The sequence below is a fragment of the Chitinophaga sancti genome (assembly GCF_034424315.1).
GTDB classification, from domain to species: domain Bacteria; phylum Bacteroidota; class Bacteroidia; order Chitinophagales; family Chitinophagaceae; genus Chitinophaga; species Chitinophaga sancti.
Map to the genome: position 1 here is coordinate 5,364,085 of NZ_CP139972.1, position 19,403 is coordinate 5,383,487.

14 protein-coding genes are annotated in these 19,403 nt (G+C 46.3%); 7 read left to right on the top strand and 7 right to left on the bottom strand.

Annotated elements, in window-relative coordinates; genetic code table 11:
• Positions 1 to 83: 83 nt before the first annotated feature.
• Together U0033_RS20760 and U0033_RS20765 are read left to right on the top strand one after the other, a co-directional pair.
• The gene (locus tag U0033_RS20760; protein ID WP_072358735.1) at positions 84 to 1,040 is read left to right on the top strand and encodes a tetratricopeptide repeat protein; all 957 of its coding nucleotides are present in this window, start codon (positions 84 to 86) and stop codon (positions 1,038 to 1,040) included.
• On the top strand, positions 1,037 to 1,582 hold the full coding sequence (locus tag U0033_RS20765) for a metalloprotease family protein (RefSeq protein WP_072358737.1): 546 nt from the start codon (positions 1,037 to 1,039) through the stop codon (positions 1,580 to 1,582). The genes U0033_RS20760 and U0033_RS20765 overlap by 4 nt, the downstream gene beginning before the upstream one ends.
• Here the strand turns inward: U0033_RS20765 and U0033_RS20770 are convergent.
• From U0033_RS20770 to gcvT, 4 genes are all read right to left on the bottom strand, one after another.
• Positions 1,579 to 5,322 carry a DEAD/DEAH box helicase gene (locus tag U0033_RS20770; protein ID WP_072358739.1) on the bottom strand — a complete coding sequence of 1,248 codons (3,744 nt, stop codon included), beginning with the start codon at positions 5,320 to 5,322 and terminating at the stop codon, positions 1,579 to 1,581. The two genes, U0033_RS20765 and U0033_RS20770, sit on opposite strands and share 4 nt — an antisense overlap.
• Before the next feature lie 232 nt (positions 5,323 to 5,554).
• Entirely contained in the window at positions 5,555 to 6,286 is a 732-nt protein-coding gene (locus U0033_RS20775) for a 2-phosphosulfolactate phosphatase (protein WP_072358741.1), read from the bottom strand.
• Positions 6,287 to 6,288: 2 nt separating this feature from the next.
• Entirely contained in the window at positions 6,289 to 6,762 is a 474-nt protein-coding gene (locus tag U0033_RS20780; protein ID WP_072358743.1) for an SRPBCC family protein, read from the bottom strand.
• A gap of 25 nt (positions 6,763 to 6,787) precedes the next feature.
• Positions 6,788 to 7,876, bottom strand: a complete 1,089-nt coding sequence (gene gcvT, locus U0033_RS20785; protein WP_072358745.1) for a glycine cleavage system aminomethyltransferase GcvT — start codon at positions 7,874 to 7,876, stop codon at positions 6,788 to 6,790.
• 295 nt (positions 7,877 to 8,171) lie between these two features.
• Here gcvT and U0033_RS20790 point away from each other — a divergent pair, with 295 nt between their 5' ends.
• The 5 genes from U0033_RS20790 to U0033_RS20810 all read left to right on the top strand — a co-directional run bounded on the left by U0033_RS20790 (position 8,172) and on the right by U0033_RS20810 (position 13,519).
• Positions 8,172 to 9,785, top strand: a complete 1,614-nt coding sequence (locus tag U0033_RS20790) for a M20/M25/M40 family metallo-hydrolase (protein WP_177318567.1) — start codon at positions 8,172 to 8,174, stop codon at positions 9,783 to 9,785.
• 107 nt (positions 9,786 to 9,892) lie between these two features.
• Complete coding sequence (locus U0033_RS20795; protein ID WP_072358749.1) at positions 9,893 to 10,294, top strand: hypothetical protein; 402 nt, start codon at positions 9,893 to 9,895, stop codon at positions 10,292 to 10,294.
• A gap of 25 nt (positions 10,295 to 10,319) precedes the next feature.
• Positions 10,320 to 11,006 carry an NUDIX hydrolase gene (locus U0033_RS20800; protein ID WP_072358751.1) on the top strand — a complete coding sequence of 229 codons (687 nt, stop codon included), beginning with the start codon at positions 10,320 to 10,322 and terminating at the stop codon, positions 11,004 to 11,006.
• Positions 11,007 to 11,180: 174 nt separating this feature from the next.
• A complete protein-coding gene (locus U0033_RS20805) occupies positions 11,181 to 12,092 on the top strand; it encodes an NUDIX domain-containing protein (protein WP_072358753.1) in 912 nt (303 codons plus the stop codon).
• Positions 12,093 to 12,103: 11 nt separating this feature from the next.
• Positions 12,104 to 13,519, top strand: a complete 1,416-nt coding sequence (locus U0033_RS20810; protein WP_072358755.1) for a nicotinate phosphoribosyltransferase — start codon at positions 12,104 to 12,106, stop codon at positions 13,517 to 13,519.
• A 168-nt stretch (positions 13,520 to 13,687) separates the two neighbouring features.
• Here the strand turns inward: U0033_RS20810 and U0033_RS20815 are convergent, their stop codons facing one another.
• From U0033_RS20815 to U0033_RS20825, 3 genes are read right to left on the bottom strand one after another with little or no spacing between them, the layout of a single operon-like run.
• Positions 13,688 to 16,867, bottom strand: coding sequence for an efflux RND transporter permease subunit (locus U0033_RS20815; RefSeq protein ID WP_072358757.1), 3,180 nt, complete (start codon positions 16,865 to 16,867; stop codon positions 13,688 to 13,690).
• A 28-nt stretch (positions 16,868 to 16,895) separates the two neighbouring features.
• Positions 16,896 to 17,969, bottom strand: coding sequence for an efflux RND transporter periplasmic adaptor subunit (locus U0033_RS20820; RefSeq protein ID WP_072358758.1), 1,074 nt, complete (start codon positions 17,967 to 17,969; stop codon positions 16,896 to 16,898).
• A gap of 37 nt (positions 17,970 to 18,006) precedes the next feature.
• A complete protein-coding gene (locus tag U0033_RS20825) occupies positions 18,007 to 19,362 on the bottom strand; it encodes a TolC family protein (RefSeq protein ID WP_072358760.1) in 1,356 nt (451 codons plus the stop codon).
• Positions 19,363 to 19,403 lie beyond the last annotated feature (41 nt).

A 19,403-nucleotide genomic window follows, 5' to 3' on the forward strand; every position in this document is an offset into this window, starting at 1 on the left:
AATCCCAAAGGACACAATCCCCCCCCTTTTTGTAAAATGAATTTTAATATATAACTTTTGCCGCTTAATCTGTTTATACACCTATGAACGAGAATGCCCCTACTGAAGAAGAACAGGATATTCCAGATGCCTGTTTCCAATGTAATAGCCCGGATTATGAACCCGGCTACCCGGTGAAGTTGTGTAAAACATGCCGGAAACGATTTAGCCGCTACCCGTTAAAAAAGAACATCTTACTGGGCGCGATTGGCTTAGGTATCCTCTTCGCCCTTTCTGTCTATAAATTCAAAGATCAGTTCAAAGCAGCCATCACTTTCGAGAAAGGACTTGACTTTGCGGATAACAGGGAGTTTATATCCGCCCGGGCAGCGTTTTACCAGGTACTACACCTTTATCCTGCACATGAAAAATCCAAAGTACACCTGCTCAGGGCCTATTATTTCAATGGAGAACTCGAACAGGCCATTGCAATCTTAAATGAGCTGGATAAAAAACCCACTTATAAAATGAACCCTGACCTGGAAGAAGAAGTTGAATCTGTCCGGGAAATGTGGTTGAAAGATAATAAACAGCACCAGGAATTCTCCAAAGGAACAGGGTATTTCATGGATAACCGCTTCCGGGAAGCAGATAGCATATTCACTAAAATAGTTCATGAAAATCCAACTAACTGGTGGGCCTCCCAGTTTCTCTCTATTAGTTTGAGACAGGAAAAAAAATATACTGAAGCACTCGCGGAATGCAACCGCAGGCTATCCTATAATCATGAACAGCCATCTGCACTCGCAGAAAAAGCGATCGTACTGCTCATGCTGAAAAAAGATAAAGAAGCACTGGCGCTGGCCGAACAAGCCAACAAATTATCGCCACTCTCCAGCACTACATTGTTCACACTCGGCGTAGCCAGGTATTGCAACAATGATATAACTGGTGCCAAAGAAGCCCTCAGTCAGATGGACGGCCTGGGCACTGATTCCTTTCACCCTGCCGATTCCCTCAATCGCATCATCACCCAACACATTAATCTCAGGAACTTATGATCTTTGTACCCGGTATATACATCGCCCTCATCACCTTCCCTGGTATTGTTGTACATGAATTCGCGCACCAGTTATTCTGCCGGATCTTCGGCGTTGCAGTATTTGATGTGAAATATTTCCAGATGGCAGATCCCGCCGGTTATGTAAAGCACGAGCCGGTACGTAACCCGGTTCACCAGCTGTTCATCTGTCTCGGACCATTTATTATCAATACCCTACTGGGACTGGCAATCGCTTTTCCCGCAGCAGTGCCCGTATTCATTCTTGGAGAAGGAAATTTCCTGGATTTCGTAATGCTGTATTTCGGTTTCGCTATCGCTATGCACGCCTTCCCCAGCATCACAGATGCCAGGGTATTGTGGGAAACCATCTGGCATGGCGAAAACACACCAATGTGGCTCAAAGTCCTTACCGTACCCATTGTAGCATTAATCTACCTGGGCGCAGCTGGGTCCATGTTCTGGCTGAATTTACTATATGGAATGGGAATCGCCTTTGGCGTACCGGTACTGATTATAAAATGGCTGGCTCATTATTGCTAGCTGAAGAGGTACAATACATCCTCTTTTGTCAGCTTCTTGATAAAACCGCTATCGTCAGCAATGATCTCTTTTACCAGCGATTTCTTACGCTCCTGCAATTGTAGGATCTTTTCCTCTACGGTATCCTTACAGATCATACGGTAAGCAAAGATATTTTTCGTTTGCCCGATACGGTGTGTACGGTCTATCGCCTGTTGCTCTACCGCCGGGTTCCACCATGGGTCTACAATATATACATAGTCTGCCGCTGTGAGGTTCAGACCCACACCACCCGCTTTGAGGGAGATGAGGAATACACGGGATTCTTCGTTATTCTGGAAATTCTGGATCGCCCTTTCACGCTCGCTGGTGCTGGTGCTACCATCAAAGTACTCAAACTGTACCTTCATATGCTGCAGCTTTTCCCTGATCAGCCCCAGCATACCGAGGAACTGGGAGAAGATCAGCACCTTGTGATTACCGATGTTTTCAGACATCTCGCGGGTCAGCTCATGCAGTTTCACCGAGTGATTAGGATATTGCTCTGCCTCATTCAGGATAGCAGGGGAATCACAGATCTGGCGCAGCTTCATCAAGCCTTGCAGGATGGTGAGCTGTGAACGCTCCATACCCTGATCTTCTATTACACCCAGGATCTTGCTGCGATAAGAATTACGGTACGCATCATAAATATGTCGCTGTTCCGCATCCATTTCACAGAAAATCACTGTCTCGATCTTCTCCGGCAGATCCTTCGCTACCTGCTCCTTGGTACGGCGCAGTATAAAAGGATAGATCAGTTTACGCAAATGATCTTTACGTTCTTCGTCCTGGAACTTGTCAATTGGTGTGGCAAATTCATTGCGGAAGAAATCCACGCTACCCAGCATGCCCGGGTTCAGGAAGTTCATCTGCGCGTATATATCAAAAGTGTTGTTCTGCATTGGGGTACCACTCAAAGCCAGCTTGTTGCGGGTATTGAGCAATTGCGCGGCCTTGGTCACCTTACTCTGCGGATTCTTGATAGCCTGCGATTCATCCAGTACTACATAGTCCAGCGCCAGTTTCATCAGCAATGTGATGTCACTGCGCAGCGTACCGTAGGTAGTGATCAGGATGTCGAATTGTTGTAAGGTTTCCGCGTCCTTCAGTCGGGCAGGACCGTGGTGAATATGATATCTCATGGAAGGGGTAAACTTCCTGATCTCATTTTCCCAGTTATAGATCAGCGTGGTAGGACATACTACCAGCGCCATACATTTACCTTCGTTCTTGTTCTTGTAGTGCTGTATAAAAGTCAGCGCCTGGATGGTTTTACCAAGACCCATATCGTCTGCCAGGATGCCTCCCCACTTTACTTCGTCGAGGTAGTTCAGCCACTGGAAACCGCTTTCCTGGTAGGGGCGCAGGGTAGCTTCCAGGTTGTAAGGCAGGTCAATATTACGGATCTCGTCGAACTGCAGCAGCTTTCTACGCTTGCTCTCCAGTTCAGACAGGATCGCTTCATCATCAATGAACTCATAAAGCTCATCGATCACACTGAAATTGTACTTACTCAGTTTCAGCGCACCTTTATCTTTTTCTTCCCCGATCTTGAAGAGCAGGGAATATTTCTTCAGCCATTCTTCCGGCAGCAGGCCCAGGGAGCCATCTGCCAGTTGTACATAGTTCTGCTTGTTGTTCAGCGCGTGCTTAATGTCGCGGATGCTTACTTTCTGATCACCATACAATACTTCAATCTGTGCATCGAACCAGTCGATGCCGGAGCTGATCTGTAAATTGGTCACCGGCTTGTAGGCACTGAACTTAAAGTTTTTCAGGTTCTCAAACCCAAACACACGTACGTTCATTTCCTTCAGGGCATCGAAGAAGAGGAAGAACCAGTTGTTCTTCAGCGCCTCTTTTGCTCTCAGGAAGAAGTAGTTGTTATTATTAGGCGTGGCGAAGCTGGTATGCAGGCTGGCCAGCTTTTCTACGAATTGCTGTTCCGCCTCTTTGTTACGGTGAATGATCAGCACCTTATTCCCTTCCTGCACGGTGATCTTTGCATCATCATTCCACTCCACTTCCTGCCCGTGATAGGCGAAGCCCGGCTGGATAATAAACGTTTCACCTACTTCACGCAGGAATACCCTTGCCTCCGGCACCACATCGTCTACTTCTGCCAGCAGGGTATGATCAAATTGGATGTTATACTGTTTGCTCAGTGGCAACAGGTAATCTTTCAGGTAAGTACTCCATTCAGCAACCGGAATGCGCAGGCGGCCCTGTTCGCGGAACAGTTCTACATGCAGTGCATCCTGTGGATTTTCGAACAGGTACAGCACTTTATTCTTCAGGAACAGGATAGAACTATCCCATTCATTGTCCGATACACTCATCAGTTCACCCTGTATAGATACATGGCAGGTAATTTCAACTACGTCTTTCCCTGCATGTGTCTTAAAAATAGGCTGCAACCTTTCACCTGCCAGCTGTACGGTCTGGAGGTTCCTGGTTTTGAACTGCTGGCGGTTAGGCAGCAGGAACAATAAACCATGGGCTGCTATCTGCGGAAACAGTTTGGCGAGCTTGGGATGCAGGTATTCCAGCATCAGCTCCTTGGTTTCTGTAGGTAGTGCCGATTCGTTATTGTCGTGGGTAATGTTTTCCCAGATGCCTGCAAAAGGGGAGTTCTTGCTCAGGAACTTGCTCACTTCTGTACCCTGCACTTTTCGCACAGGCGTAATGAGATCGCGATCCTGTTCTTTATATAGGTAGAAATCTACGTACTTGGTCAGATCCAGTTTACTCACCAGCGATACGAAGGCATCCTGCTCATCGTTCACTTCCCCGCTTACCAGGTCAATCCTGAAGAAAGGGTACAGGGGTTCGTTCCCGTTAAATACCACACCAACCCTGTGAGTTATCACAACAGCAGTTTCAGTAGGAGGGGGCGGTGCCGGCTGGCGGCCGGCTGTCAGGCCATCCACTCTTTTGATACTGGGATCCAGCACCCGCAGGAAAGGCTTCCCTTCCATATAGGCAAAGGTGAACTTACCATCCAGGTCATCACTAAGGGAATAACCATAGAGCGCGAGCAGTTTGTTTTTCTCCTTATCCCAGTTACGCAGGCTATCAAAATAGTAAGGACCATTATTATTCAGCAGGTTCAGGAAAAGGGCGGTCTTGTGCTTACAGATAGCATGTTCCGACTCATCGCAGGTACAGCTGGTGTCAAAGAAACGTTCTTCATTCCGCTGCAGAATTACAGGGTATTCGGTACCGTTCTCCTTCACAATTGCTTCAACCTTCTCGTCTTTCGCTGACTGCACCTTGATCGCCTTGCTCTGCTTGGCCAGTTTCTCCGCTTCCATGAACAGGTCATTGGAGGTCAGGAGTTTCAGGGCCTTTATATCAATCGACTTTATCTTTACCAGCGTATGCTGCTGGTTATACAAAGTTTCAAAATTCTCAAACTGATTCTTATCCAGCATTTCCTGCAACTGGAACATAGCAGCCGCCTCATGCCGGCAAATGTCTCCCAGGTTGTAGGGGCATTGGCAGCGCACAGACATGTTGCTGGTCTCATGATATTTGCTGATGGAAACGCGGTAGTAGTTAGCATGGGTATCGCTCTTCACTCGAAAGGTGGCCGATTTCAGGATAGGGTCTGCCTCAATCAATTCTACACCACCAGTAGCAAATATGCGTTTCCCCCTGCGGATTACCTCATCGGTTCCGTTATTGTACACATATTTGAGCAACTGGGGTAGCGACATAGTATCAGTTTGCCTTATTTTATTCTGACCACTTGCGGGTTAAAAACTAAAATATTTAGCAGATGGCAAGAAGGCAATTCACAAAAGTACACAGAAAAATCGTAAAAAAGATGGGCAAAAGGGTTGCAGTGAAGGAGTGAACGGGGGTACCATGAATAAACCCCTGAACAGAAAAGGGTTTCAATAAAATAAGAAGTTCCCGGCGATTTTCATTGCCGGGAACTTTTAAGAATTATTTTGCAATTACCAGCTCTCCATTTTTATAGATCGGAAGCACATTTGCCCCATCCGGAGTCAGGCAATATTGAATATCCTTTTGTAAACCAAACTTCGCAAGACGTTTGTAATGCGATGCCTGTGTCATCATTTCCTGGATGTTATCCTTGTTGAAGGTATACAGCATTTCGGCAGCCAGTGCAGCATCATCATTAATATGAAAATGCTCCTTTATCCGGCTGATCACAGCTCCGGCAAAGAGGGTATCTTCCAAGTTCACCCTATCTTTCCAGGCAGCGCAACCAAGTATTACAGGGCGCTTTTGTGCAACCAGGTAATCGCACACAGCAGAAAGGTTAGGGAAAGAACCCGTGATGATCTGTTCCGCATCCTTAGCCATATGCAGCAGCTTGGTGCCATTGGTAGTAGTGAGCACTAATGTTTTGTTTTGAATAAACGCAGGGGAATATTCAAAAGGTGAGTTGCCATGTTCCAGACCTTCGGCCACCCGGCCATCTCTTTCGCCGGCAGTGATGGCGCCCAGTTCGGCTCCGATACGGATGCAATCCGGCACAGTAGCCACTGGAATCACCCTGGTAGCACCATTGTACAATGCTGTACAAATGGTGGAAGTGGCTCTCAACACATCGATAATCACTACGATACTGCCTTTCACCTCATGCAGGTGCAGTAAAGCAGGCGATAAACATACTTCTAAAGATGGAAACTCAATTTCTTCTTTGCTCATTATCAATCTAGTATTACTCTCCATTTTTCGCTCTCCGCATAGTCCTTGATGGCATCATTACGCATTTTGAGCAACTGTGTCATGTACTTGTTCAGGTAAAGCTTCTCAAACCATCTGCCCAGGCGCCCGTAAGGGGTGCCAAATTCAAATACATCAATAGCAATCGTTGCATTCTCGATTTGCTTGAAATGATGCTCATGCCTCATATAGGTAAAGTCTCCTTCTACCATCTCATCACAGAAATAGTCCTTATGGCGCATTTCCGTAATGCGGGTGGTCAGCTGTCTGATCTTTCCCAAATGTTTAGCTTGCCAGGTTACTGTTTCGTCAGCTTCAATCAGTCCGTTTACACGGCCTTTGATAGCGTCTTCCTGCAAATGCAACATACTGCGCTTATGCAGGGTGATGCTCCGGCTTAGGTCAAAAACCCTGTCCATTGGAGCACGAATGACAGTAGTCAGATGAATTGTAGGCATAGCGATATGGTTTTAAAAAGGTGTATTAGCTTAAGAACGGTACTTTCACCACCTTGGCTTTCAATAGCTTATCCCTCACTGCTACATATATCTCGGAATCCAGCGCGGCAAAAGGTGTTTGAACATAGCCCAGGCCTATAGCTTTCTGCATAGTAGGCGATTGCGTACCGGAAGTAACGCGGCCTATTACCTGACCATTAGCATCCCTGATCTCATAATCATGACGGGGAATACCCTTGTCAACCATTTCAAATCCTACCAGTTTCTGTTGCAGACCGGCAGCCTTTTGCGCTTCAAAGATACTACGTGAAGTAAATTCTTTCGTAAATTTCGTGATCCAGCCCAGCCCGGCTTCAAGCGGAGATGTGTGGTCATCGATATCATTACCATACAGACAGAAGCCCATTTCCAGCCGCAGGGTATCTCTTGCACCAAGGCCTATGGGTTTCAAACCTTTAGGTCCGCCAACAGCGAAGATGGCATCCCAGATCTTGTCTGCATTGTCGGCCTTGTCTTCAAAATAAATCTCAATACCACCAGCACCGGTATAACCTGTAGCACTGATAACCACATTGGAAACACCTGCAAATTCACCCTTGGCAAAAGTGTAGTATTTCAGGTTCACCAGGTCTACGCTTGTCAGGGATTGCAGCATGCTCGCAGCATTTGGACCCTGGATAGCCAGCAGGCAGGTACGTTCTGAAATGTTCTCCATTTCCACACCTTCCGTGTTGAATTTGCTGATCCAGTTCCAGTCCTTCTCTATATTACTGGCATTCACTACCAGCATATATACCTTGTTCTCCTCAATGCAGTATACCAGCAGGTCATCCACAATACCACCTTCTTCATTAGGCAGACAGCTGTACTGAGCCTTACCAGCCGTCAGTTTGGAGGCATCATTGCTGGTCACCCTTTGAATCAGATCCAGGGCATGCGCTCCTTTTAACATGAACTCACCCATATGGCTGACATCAAATACCCCCGCATTGTTGCGCACAGCCGCATGCTCATCGTTGATACCAGTATAAGAGATTGGCATGTTGTAACCTGCGAACGGTGCCATCTTAGCGCCAAGCGCTATGTGTTTGTTTGTAAATGGTGTGTTCTTCATAATCTAATGATCGGTACTTGTTTTGGGTATGCTTTTAGTTTAGTTTTGTTTAAGCCCCGCAAAAATAGGCTGATTTTCCAAATTCAGCGAGTTTGGACCAATAATTGCCTCTTCCGTCACAATAGTTATGCTACAGCATCATAAATTTGAACCGGGAATCTAAACAACGTATAGCATATGAATGTTATTATCCCGCGGTATGTGATTTGCTAACCAACAATTTAGATACCGGATTATCACTTGCTGAAATTGACTATCGTTACCTGACCTCTTTAAATATTAAATGCATACAACTGTGAAGCACACCATCTGGCTGCTGGCGCTCACTTTGCCATCTGCGCAACTGACGGCCCAAAAGAAAGCCGACCGTAAAACTTTGGGAAACCTGCAGGCCCATATTACCTACCTGGCTAGCGATAAATTGGAAGGACGCCTCACCGGCAGCCCCGGCGAACAATTAGCGGCAGGCTATATCTCTGCCCAAATGAAACAGGCCGGCCTGACCCCCAAAGGGGAAAATGGCTACCTCCAGACCTTCCCGGTCAACGAAGGCAAGACCATCGATCCTGCCAGCTCACTGACCATCAATAACAATACACTAACTCCCATTGAACAGTACATTCCATTGCCATTCAGCGCCGAAAAAAGCGCGAAAGGAGAGATAATGCCCGCTGTCAATGAACCGGATAATATATGGCTGCTCAATGTAAAAGATATTGAATCAGACCCTCACACAGATCCCCTGGAAGTATACAGACAGGCTGCCGCAGAAGCTGCAAAAGAAGGAGCCGCCGGTGTCATTTTCTACAATGGCCCCGAATCTCCCGCTGATGTACACAAATGGTTATCAAGAGAAACCACACCCCTCACCATCCCGGTGATCTGGGTGACAGATGGTATCAGCAAAACCATGGAAAATGCAGAAGAAGTAAAAGTAAGTATGAATGTTGCCTTTGGCGCCAGTAAACGTACCGGCACCAATGTGATAGGTTTCCTCGACAATAAAGCTCCTGCCACCATTATCATAGGCGCTCACTTCGATCACCTGGGAAAAGGTGAAGACCATAACTCCCTGGCACCCAAAGATAAATCGATCCATAACGGTGCCGATGACAATGCCAGCGGTACAGCAGCCCTCATAGAGCTGGCCCGGCTGCTGAAAAGTGCACACTTCAATAAATACAATTTCCTGTTCACCGCCTTCTCAGGTGAAGAACTGGGCCTGTTTGGCTCCAAATACCTCGCAGACCACTCACCTGTGGATATTGGCACCGTTGATTACATGATCAATATGGATATGATAGGTCGCCTGGATACCGCCAAAGGCTTGCAGATAGGAGGGATAGGCACTTCCCCCGTATGGCCGGAACTCGTGAAGAAGACAGCGCCTGCAGGACTAAGACTAAGCCTTGATTCCTCCGGCACAGGCCCCTCAGACCATACGTCCTTTTACCTGAAAAATGTACCCGTACTGTTCTTTTTTACCGGCTCCCATGCTGATTATCATAAACCATCAGACGATGCAGACAGGATAAACTACAATGGGGAAATGGTCGTGATCAAAATGGTATACGACATCGTAGAGAAGACAAATGGTATGACCAAACTGGCTTTTACCAAAACAAAGGATAAGCAAATGGGTACCGGCGCACGGTTTTCAGTTACCCTGGGTATCATGCCCGATTACACCTGGCAAAAGGATGGAGTTCATGTAGATGCAGTAACGGAAGGTAAACCTGCCCACAACGCTGGCCTGGCAGTGAATGACATCATCATCCGCTTGGGTGCCCATCAAGTTACAAATCTCGAAGACTACATGCAGGCCCTTGCCAGCTTCAAAAAAGGAGACAAAACAACCGTACTTGTAAAGAGAGGTGCAGCGGAAAAGAAATTCAATATTCAGTTCTAAGCCAACCACAAACCATACATACTTAAGGATACGCTTTTGCCATACAGCAAAAGCGTTTTTTGTGATCTTTTTTTAAAACCGGTATCTTGCAGCTTCAATATCGTGATATGAAGCCTGTTTTGTTAATATTTACGGTAGCCGCAATATTCTTTTCGTGTAATCAGTCGCGTAACGATAACCGGGATGCCTCGGCATATGATGTCGTGACCGGGAAAAGCTATATCCTGCGCAATGCCCAACCTGTGAGCAGCGATTCTCTTACTAATATAGTTTTACAGCGCCAGGAAGAAATGAGCCGGATCCTGGAAAGACACGGATTTAAAAAACACATTGCCAGGAAAGACAGCATCCTCTTTCGCCGTACAAACGGTCTGGAAGTAATGCTCGAACTCCCGACACCTGAAGATGCCTGGCAGGCAAATGCAATCATTGCATTCGATCCTCAGAAAAGCCCGCTGTTTATCAATCTGAAAAAGGATAGTACGCAGGTAATCAATTATATTAAGTAACCCTGCGCAAGAACCATTCAATCATTTGGGACCTAGACAAGACATACGACTCTGTGTAGATGCAGTAGTATTTGGTTACACTGCCGAAAAAAGTATCTCCGTACTGCTGATCAAGCGTACGATAGATCCTTTTATTCATGACTGGGCACTGCCCGGAGGCTTCGTGCTGAACGGCGAAACACTCGAAGATGCCGTGACCCGCGAACTGCTCACCGAAGCCGGTGTACATATCAATTACCTGGAACAACTGTACACCTTTGGCAGACCGGAGCGGGATCCCCGTGGCAGGATCATCTCCATCGCCTATTTCGGACTTGTCAATCCTACCAACTTTAAACTGGCGGCCAGCTCAGATGCTGAAGATGCCCGCTGGTTCGATATAAAAAATTTACCCGCACTGGCTTTTGACCATAGCGAAATCGTAAACACCGCTGTCAAAAGATTGCGCAATAAGATCCGCTATGAACCAATCGGCTTCGAACTGCTGGATAAAAAGTTTCCTATTTCTGACCTGGAAAAACTCTATGAAACAGTACTGGACCGCCCTATAGACAGACGTAACTTCCAGAAGAAAATGAATCACTTCGGGATCCTGATGGGGCATAATGAAAAACAAAAACACCCTTCTGCCGGTAGGCCGGCTAAACTATACAGCTTCAATGAAGAGCGGTATTTCCAGCTGAAACAAGAAGGTATCATGTTCGAAATCTAATCCTTTTGGTACAAATTTTTCATTTCCCTCTACCTATCTCAATAGGAGGGGGAATTTTTTTTATTATTGATAATCAACACGCAATCTGTATTTGTGTAAAAATCACCAAAAATATTTTGCGTATATAAAATAAGCCTTCTATATTTGTGTAGAAGTTACACAAAACACTGGTATATGACAACGCTAAAACCGACAGGAGTAATCATCGCCCGCTTTCAGACACCCAGCCTCCACGAAGGCCATTTGGAACTGATCCGGCAGGTAAAGCAAAAACATAACCGCCTTATCATCGTACTCGGCGTTAGCCCGGTGAAAGGTAGCCGCAAGAATCCACTGGATTATTACACCAGGGAAAGAATGATCAAACAACTCTTCCCCGATGTTATCATCCTCCCCCAGAGCGATCAGGCAGATGATAAAGTATGGTCTCAGAAACTGGATGAATTGCTCTCGACGAACTTCCCGCACGAATCATTCGTGTTGTACGGCAGCCGCGATAGTTTCATCCCTTACTACCATGGTCGTTATTCTACCAATGACCTGCCGCCGGTAAAGGATTATAACGCTACCGCCCTCCGCGAAGCAGTATCTGACAAGGTATTTGATACGGAAGAATTCAGAGCAGGCATCATCTACAATACATACAATCAGTTTCCGAAAGTATATCCAACCGTAGACATTGCCGTATTCAGAAATAACCGCAGCGAATTATTAGTAGGTCGTAAACCTGCCGAAAACGCCTGGCGCCTGCCAGGAGGATTCACAGATCCAGGCGATAATTGCTTTGACATAGCCGCCCGCCGTGAATTACAGGAAGAATGTGGTCAACTCGAAACCAGTGCGATGCAATACGAATGCTCCATGCAGATGGACGACTGGCGCTACCGCTCTGAAGTAGACAAGATCATCACTACCTTATTCAGTACAGACCTGATCTTCGGAGAACCGGATGCTGCTGACGATATCGCAGCTCTACGCTGGATACCGGTAAATGAAATCAAAAACATGATTGCTAACGGTGAAATCGTACCTGTCCACATCCCATTACTGGAAAGACTCGCTGAAAAATATTCTACTAACGCCTAATTCAAAGAATCATGACAAAGGAAAACCTCATCCTCTTAGCCGACGCCTATAAATACTCTCACCATAAACTGTACATACCCGGCACTGAATATATCTACTCCTACCTCGAAAGCCGGGGCGGCAAATTTGAAGAAACTGTATTCTACGGCCTCCAGTACCTGCTCATGGAATACCTGCAGGGCGTAGTGATCACCAAAGAAAAAATTGACGAAGCAGAAAGCGAGTTGAAAGAAGTATTTGGTCGCAACGATGTGTTTGACCGCACCAAATTTGAATATATCATAGAGAAACACGGCGGTCGCCTGCCAGTGAGGATCAAAGCCGTTCCGGAAGGTACCGTCACCGCTACCCACAATGTGTTGATGACCATCGAAAACACCGACCCAAAATGTTTCTGGCTCACCAACTTCCTCGAAACATTGCTGATGCAGGTATGGTACCCTTGTACCGTAGCTACCATGAGCCGCGAGATTAAAAAAGTTGTCAATAAGTATTATAACGAAACCGCCAGTGCTGCATCATTCGCAGGCATCGACTTCGTGCTGAACGACTTCGGTTTCCGTGGTGCCAGCTCCGTAGAAAGTGCAGGATGGGGTGGTAGTGCACACCTGATCAACTTTGCGGGTAGCGATACCATCATCGCCTCTACCTTTGCCAAAAGATATTATAAAGCACCCGCTGCCCCCGGCCTCTCTATCCCCGCTACCGAACACTCTATCATGACCCTCTTAGGTGAACCCGGAGAAAAAGAGATCTTCAAACATGTGCTGGATGCATTCCCAACCGGCACCATTGCCTGTGTATCTGATTCTTACAACATCATCAGGGCCTGCGAAGAATACTGGGGTACTGAACTGAAAGAACAGATCCTGAAAAGAGAGGGTACGCTGGTGATTCGCCCTGATAGTGGAGATGCCGTACAAACCCTGTTAAGAATATTTGAAGTGCTCACAGAAAAATTCGGTTACACTGTCAATGAAAAAGGATACAAAGTATTACCTCCGCAGGTACGTGTGATCCAGGGTGATGGTATCAGTTATTCTTCTATCCCGGGTATCTACGAAGCATTGAAAAACGCCGGTATCAGCGCCGAAAACCTGGTATTAGGTATGGGTGGGGCATTGTTACAGAGAGTGAACAGAGATACGCAGGAATATGCCCTGAAATGCGCACACGCGGTAGTCAACGGTAAAGACATCAATGTTCAGAAGAATCCACTGGAACTGGATGCAAATGGTAACACCCGTGTATCTTTCAAGAAATCAAAATCTGGTAAACAGGTACTGGTTAAACAGGATGGCAAATTTGTAACCATGCCTGAAAGCCAGGCTGTTGGCCTTAAAGATGAGTTGGTTACCGTGTTTGAAAACGGTGAAATAAAAACCTCCTACACATTTAACGATATTAAAAACAGGGCACAGATCTAGCCTTTCACCTGTTGTTTGTTAGCAATAGTAAATAAAACATTCATGAAAGAGGGATTCACCAACGGGCATGAAAACCATTTTCAGAATAAAAAGGCCGGAGTACGATTACTCCGGCCACTTCTTAAACCTACAACTGTTACACTGTGTTTGTAACGTATCTTTAATATCTTAATTAAGTGAAGTTTCTTCTATCTCTGCCGCATAAGGCGCCACCAATCGCTGCCTGATCAATCTCTTAGCCGAAGGCTTATTCATTCCAAACCTCGCCATAAACCCATCCACAATCTTATACACCACCGGCACCACGATCAGCGTCAGGAACATAGAACTAATCAGCCCCCCGATAATCACCCACGCCAAACCATTCTTCGTTGCAGACACACCACCGGTTGCCAACGCAATTGGCAACATACCAATCACCATCGCAATCGTCGTCATCAAAATTGGCCTCAAACGCGCATTATTCGCATGGATCAAGGCCTCATCCGTACTCTGTCCCTGGTCCTTCATCTGGTTCGTAAAGTCCACAAGAATGATCGCATTCTTCGCCACAAGCCCAATCAACATAATCATACCCAGGATGGTAAAGATGTTCAGCGTATTATTCGTCAGCGCCAGTGCCAGCAAGGCACCAATAATCGCCAGCGGAATAGAGAACAACACTACGAACGGATAAATATAGTTATCATACAAGGCCACCATGATCAGATACACCATCACAATAGAGATCAGCAAAGCCGCACCCATCGTACCAAATGAATCACCCTGGTTTTCCGCATCACCTGCCCACAGGTAACTTACCCCCACCGGCTTACGCAGCGGCTCCAGTTTCTTCGCAAACTCAGACTGCACCGTACCTGATGGCACACCTATCACCTGGGATTTTACAGATACAGATGTATTCTTATCCCTTCTCTCCAGCTGGCTCGGACCAGAACCTTCTGTGATCGCTGCAAACTGAGACAATTTGATCAGCTGCCCTTTATTATTTACAAACTGGATATTGGATACATCCGTCAGGTTCTTCCTGTCAAAATCATCAAAGCGGATATTGATATCATACTCATAATCTCCCTGTCTGAACTTAATCTTACTATCATCCGCAGTACCACTAAAAGCCGTCTGCATGGTACCACCCACATTCTCCAGTGTCAATCCCAGCGCAGACATCTTATCACGATCCACCGTTACGTTGATTTCCGGGTTACCTTCTTCTACAGACAGTTTCACATCACTCGTACCATCTATCGTCTTCAACACTGCCATCGCCTGTTTTGCAAACACCATCGCACTATCCAGTTCAGAACCCATCACCACCAGTTCAATCGGCGCCGCTTCTGCAGTACCCAGGATGCTCACATCCATGGTCTTCACTTTCACACCTGGCAAGATCTTACGTAATTCCACTTTCATTTGTGCTGCATAGATATCCGCACTCACCGCACGTTTCTTCGCATCCACCATCATTACCGTGATCTCTGATTTGTAAGCGGTAGACTGTGAAGTACCGAAACCATCCTCACTTGTCTGGCCTACAGTCGTAATCAAACGGGTCACTTCTTTCTTTGTGGAAAGGAAAGCTTCCGCCTTACGGGTAGCCTGGTTGCTCTGTTCTACAGATGCATCTTTCGGCATTTCCAACACCACGATAAACTGGCCACGGTCACCTTTCGGAATGAACTCACCACCAATGTATCCCTTACCTACCAGCATGAAAGAAGCGATCAACAATGCAATCGCTGCCATAATTGCCCAACGTTTATGATTCAGCGCCCATTTCAGGATACCAGTCATCCATTCAGTAAACTTCGTCAGCTGACGCTCAAACCACAGGATGAATTTCTCAAACAGGTTCTTACCAGTGATGTGCTCCAGCTTACCAAAGCGGGAAGACAATAAGGGTACAATCATGAAGGAAGACAGTAAGCTCAACATGGTAGAGATCATCACCACCACACAGAACTGACGTACGATCTGAGATACCATTTCATTTGTCAGGGAGATTGGCAGGAACACGACCACAATTACCAGGGTAATGGAGGTAACAGTGAACCCAATTTCTTTCACACCATCAAATGCCGCTCTCACCCTGTTCTTACCCATCTCCATATGACGGTAAATGTTTTCCAGTACCACGATCGCATCATCCACCAGGATACCTACCACCAGTGATAAACCCAGCAGTGACATCAGGTTCAGGGAAAAGCCCATCAGCTTCATACCAATGAAGGTCGCTATCAGTGATGCCGGGATAGAGATCATTACGAAGATCGCACTACGGATACTGTGCAGGAACAACAGCATAACCGCTGCCACCAACAGGATCGCAATCATCAGGTCATGGATCACGGAATCAGCAGATTCCAGGGTAAAGTCAGAAGAGTCATTCGCAATGAAGATCTTCAGGTGGAAAGAAGAATAATCACGTTCAATCTCAGCAATCGCTTTCTTCATTTCCTCACTCACAGTTACCGCATTCGCATCAGACTGTTTCTGCACCATCAGGGCAATTGCACTGGTTCCATCCACACGTGCAATACGGTCTACATCTTTCTGCGCATCCTGTACATCCGCAATATCTTTCAGCCTCACCTGTGTACCATCTTCACTTGTGCTCAGCACCAGGTTACGCAGCTGATCTACATTTTTATATTTACCAGCCAGGCGGATCAGGATCTGCTGATCATGTGTTTTTACCTTACCGGTAGGGAAATCGAGGTTCGCATTGGTCACGACCTGGCGTACCGTATTGATAGACATCTTATAAGCTTCCAGCTTATGAGGATCCACATTGATCTGTATCTCTCTTTCCTGGCCACCAATCAGGGATACCTGTGCCACACCACCCAAACGGGAGAGCAATGGCTGGATCTTTTTATCTACCAGGTCATAGAATGCCTTGCTATCCATATCAGCAGTAGCAGACAGTGTCATGATTGGTAAGTCATCGAGTGAGAACTTAGTCAGTGACGGCGTTTTTGCATCAGAAGGCAGATCGGAAAGCACCGCATTCACCTTACGTTGAGCATCCTGCAGCGCCACGTCTACATTCGCATCGTTATTTAGCTGTATAGTTACAGTAGATAAACTTTCGTTGGATTTAGAAATGATCTTCTTGATCTTTTCCATAGAGGCCACCGCATCCTCAATCTTCTTGGTGATCGTACTTTCTACCTCTTTAGGCGAAGCACCGGGATACACAGTAGCAACAGTTACTACCGGTGAAGTAAACTTAGGCAACAACTCGTAGTTGAGTGATAGATAACTCATCACCCCCAGTAAGGTAAGGATGGTGAATATCACGACTACGATCGTAGGCCGCTTGATGGATATTTCTGTAATCTTCATTGTTTTCTTTTTTACCGGATTGTCCTGATTATCCTTTCGCCTGTTGTTGCACAGTTACTTTAGCACCATCTGTCAGGTTAATCTGACCGGCAGTGATCACTGTTTCTCCTTCATTCAGTCCTTCTCTTATTTCCACTTTGTCACCGAAAATGCGGCCTGCTACCACTTTACGCAGTTTCGCTGTATTGTTTTCAAATACATACACCTGGTTACTGTTCACGCCACCAATGAAGGAAGTACGTGGAACCAGGATCATTGGTGCGGCATTTTTGATATCGAAATGAGCAGTACCGAACATACCTGCACGCAGTTGCTTGCCACTGATGTTGGCTACTTCCATTTCTACCGGGTAGTTCAGGGTATTGTCACCTTTCGCAGCGATGAAAGTAATTTTACCTTCATAGCTGACTTCAGGGAATACATTGGTTGTTACGTTTACTTTGTCTCCTTCCTTCAGGCTTACCACCTGGATTTCCGGAACAGATACAGCCAGTTTCAATCGGCTTACATCTACGATGTCGAACAGTTTATTACCAGGGGAGAGGTAAGCACCCTGTTCTACATATTTTTTATTGATGATACCGGAGATCGGTGCTTTGATATAAGTATCGCTTACACGACGGGTAGCAGCAGTATAGCGGGTTTTAGCCAGTTCGTATTGCAGGGAGGCATCATCCACCTGTTTCTTTGTCACACCACCTGTTTTGAATGCCGCTTCATATCTTTCTTTATCTACGCGCAGTTGCTCAAGATTTACTTTAGCTGATTGCAGATCAGTACCCAGAATTTCACCATCTACATAGGCAATCACCTGCCCCTGTCTTACCACGCTACCTTCGTCTACCAGTAGTTTGGTAATACGACCGGAAGTTTCTGCCAGGTAGTCCAGTTCACGCACGGGTGCAAAGTTTCCGTTTGCGAGGAAACCCTGTGAAAAATCTTCTTTACTCACCTTTTCCGTCAGCACTGAAATTTCACCTGCATTACTTTCTTTTACGAATTTGGTTTTTTCTTCGTTGGCTTTCTTATTGGCACCCAGTTTCCACATGATCAATACCACGGCGGCGATGGTCACTAAGGTCCAGATAATAATTTTTTTCATATAGTTCCAGTATACAGTTTTAAAGAAAGTGATTGTGTTAGTTCAACAGGGATTTAAGATTCCCATTGGATTTGATGATGTCCAGTTCAGCCAGTTTATATTGCAACAATGCCTCGTTGTAGTTATTCTGTGCTTCGGTCAGGGATGTTTCTGAATCCAGCAGATCGGTCAGACTGGCCAGGCCCAGGTTATAGTTGTTCTGGGTAGAAGTATACACCTCGTTTGCCAGTTCAACGTTTTCCTTTTGCGCACGGATGGTGCTCAGGTTGTTCTGTGCCTGCAGTTTGGCATTTTCAAACTGGGTATTCAGTGCCAGTGCTACTTCTTCCTTCTGCTTAGTCAGTTCTTTCAGTGTCACATTTGCCTGGCTTACTCTTGAGCGGCGGGCAAAACCATCGAAGATAGGCACCTTCAGGGTCAGGCTCACAGAAGCCATATCGTACCAGTTGGCAGTAGATCCGCCAGACTTGGATTTAAGAAAGTCGAACTTGTCGCTGAGACCATTGTAAGAATAGTTACCACCCAGCTGCAGGGTAGGGTAGTACTGGGCGATGTATGCCTTCTTCTGGTAGTTCTGCAGTTCTTCCTGTTTAGTCAGGAGTTTATATTCAATCCTGTTGTCCAGCGCCACGCCTCCGAAATCAGCAGCACCAGCTGTTTTGCTTTCGATCTCTTTGAAGGAAGTAACTGGCAGTTCCAGGGCAGTGCTCATAGACATCCCCATCTGCATTTTCAGCTGGTTGGCCTGGATCAGGAACTGGTTCTGCGCGTTGATGCGCTGTGTTTTATAATTGGTGAGGTTCACACGCATCCTGTCCAGGTCAATCTTGCGGGCAAGGCCGTTTTCAACCTGTGTAGCGGTGGTGTTTACCAGTTGTTGCAGTTTGTCAATATTGGCATCCAGCACAATTGTTTTTTCACGGCTTACCAGTGCAGCATAATAAAGACTGGTCACGTTGTAGATCACCGTTTCTTCGCTCTGTGCGGTTTGCATACGGTAGTATTCTTCACCAGCTTTCGCGGCTTTCAGCCCGGTGAATACGGATTGGTTATAAACTTCCTGGGTAACGGAACCTGCAGCGGACACGTTGTGCGTCACACCTGCGGTGAGCAGCACGGTTTTGCCGGGTTGCCCGATAAAATCACCGGGAATAGGTAATACCTGTTTCTTGATATTGTTCGTGTAACTTCCGTTGGCATTGACTTGCGGCAGTGCCTGACCTCTTACTTCACTGGTCTTGAACCTGCCCATATCTTCTTCAAGCCTGGTGCGGGCCAGGGCCTGATTGTTGGCGAGGGCATATTTCAGGCAATCCTGTAAAGTCAGTGCAGATTGCGCATAGGAAGCCCTGATCCCCGCCAGGAGGACAAGTGTAAACATGATCTTTTTCATCCGTATGTTTCTTTGAATTACTTTTTAGTTGGCAGAATAGG

Bases quoted from the DNA above. Each gene is read 5' to 3' on its own strand.
- U0033_RS20760 (WP_072358735.1), top strand. From the start codon at position 84: ATGAACGAGAATGCCCCTACTGAAGAAGAACAGGATATTCCAGATGCC.
- U0033_RS20765 (WP_072358737.1), top strand. From the start codon at position 1,037: ATGATCTTTGTACCCGGTATATACATCGCCCTCATCACCTTCCCTGGT.
- U0033_RS20770 (WP_072358739.1), bottom strand. From the start codon at position 5,322: ATGTCGCTACCCCAGTTGCTCAAATATGTGTACAATAACGGAACCGAT.
- U0033_RS20775 (WP_072358741.1), bottom strand. From the start codon at position 6,286: ATGAGCAAAGAAGAAATTGAGTTTCCATCTTTAGAAGTATGTTTATCG.
- U0033_RS20780 (WP_072358743.1), bottom strand. From the start codon at position 6,762: ATGCCTACAATTCATCTGACTACTGTCATTCGTGCTCCAATGGACAGG.
- gcvT (WP_072358745.1), bottom strand. From the start codon at position 7,876: ATGAAGAACACACCATTTACAAACAAACACATAGCGCTTGGCGCTAAG.
- U0033_RS20795 (WP_072358749.1), top strand. From the start codon at position 9,893: ATGAAGCCTGTTTTGTTAATATTTACGGTAGCCGCAATATTCTTTTCG.
- U0033_RS20805 (WP_072358753.1), top strand. From the start codon at position 11,181: ATGACAACGCTAAAACCGACAGGAGTAATCATCGCCCGCTTTCAGACA.
- U0033_RS20810 (WP_072358755.1), top strand. From the start codon at position 12,104: ATGACAAAGGAAAACCTCATCCTCTTAGCCGACGCCTATAAATACTCT.
- U0033_RS20815 (WP_072358757.1), bottom strand. From the start codon at position 16,867: ATGAAGATTACAGAAATATCCATCAAGCGGCCTACGATCGTAGTCGTG.
- U0033_RS20820 (WP_072358758.1), bottom strand. From the start codon at position 17,969: ATGAAAAAAATTATTATCTGGACCTTAGTGACCATCGCCGCCGTGGTA.
- U0033_RS20825 (WP_072358760.1), bottom strand. From the start codon at position 19,362: ATGAAAAAGATCATGTTTACACTTGTCCTCCTGGCGGGGATCAGGGCT.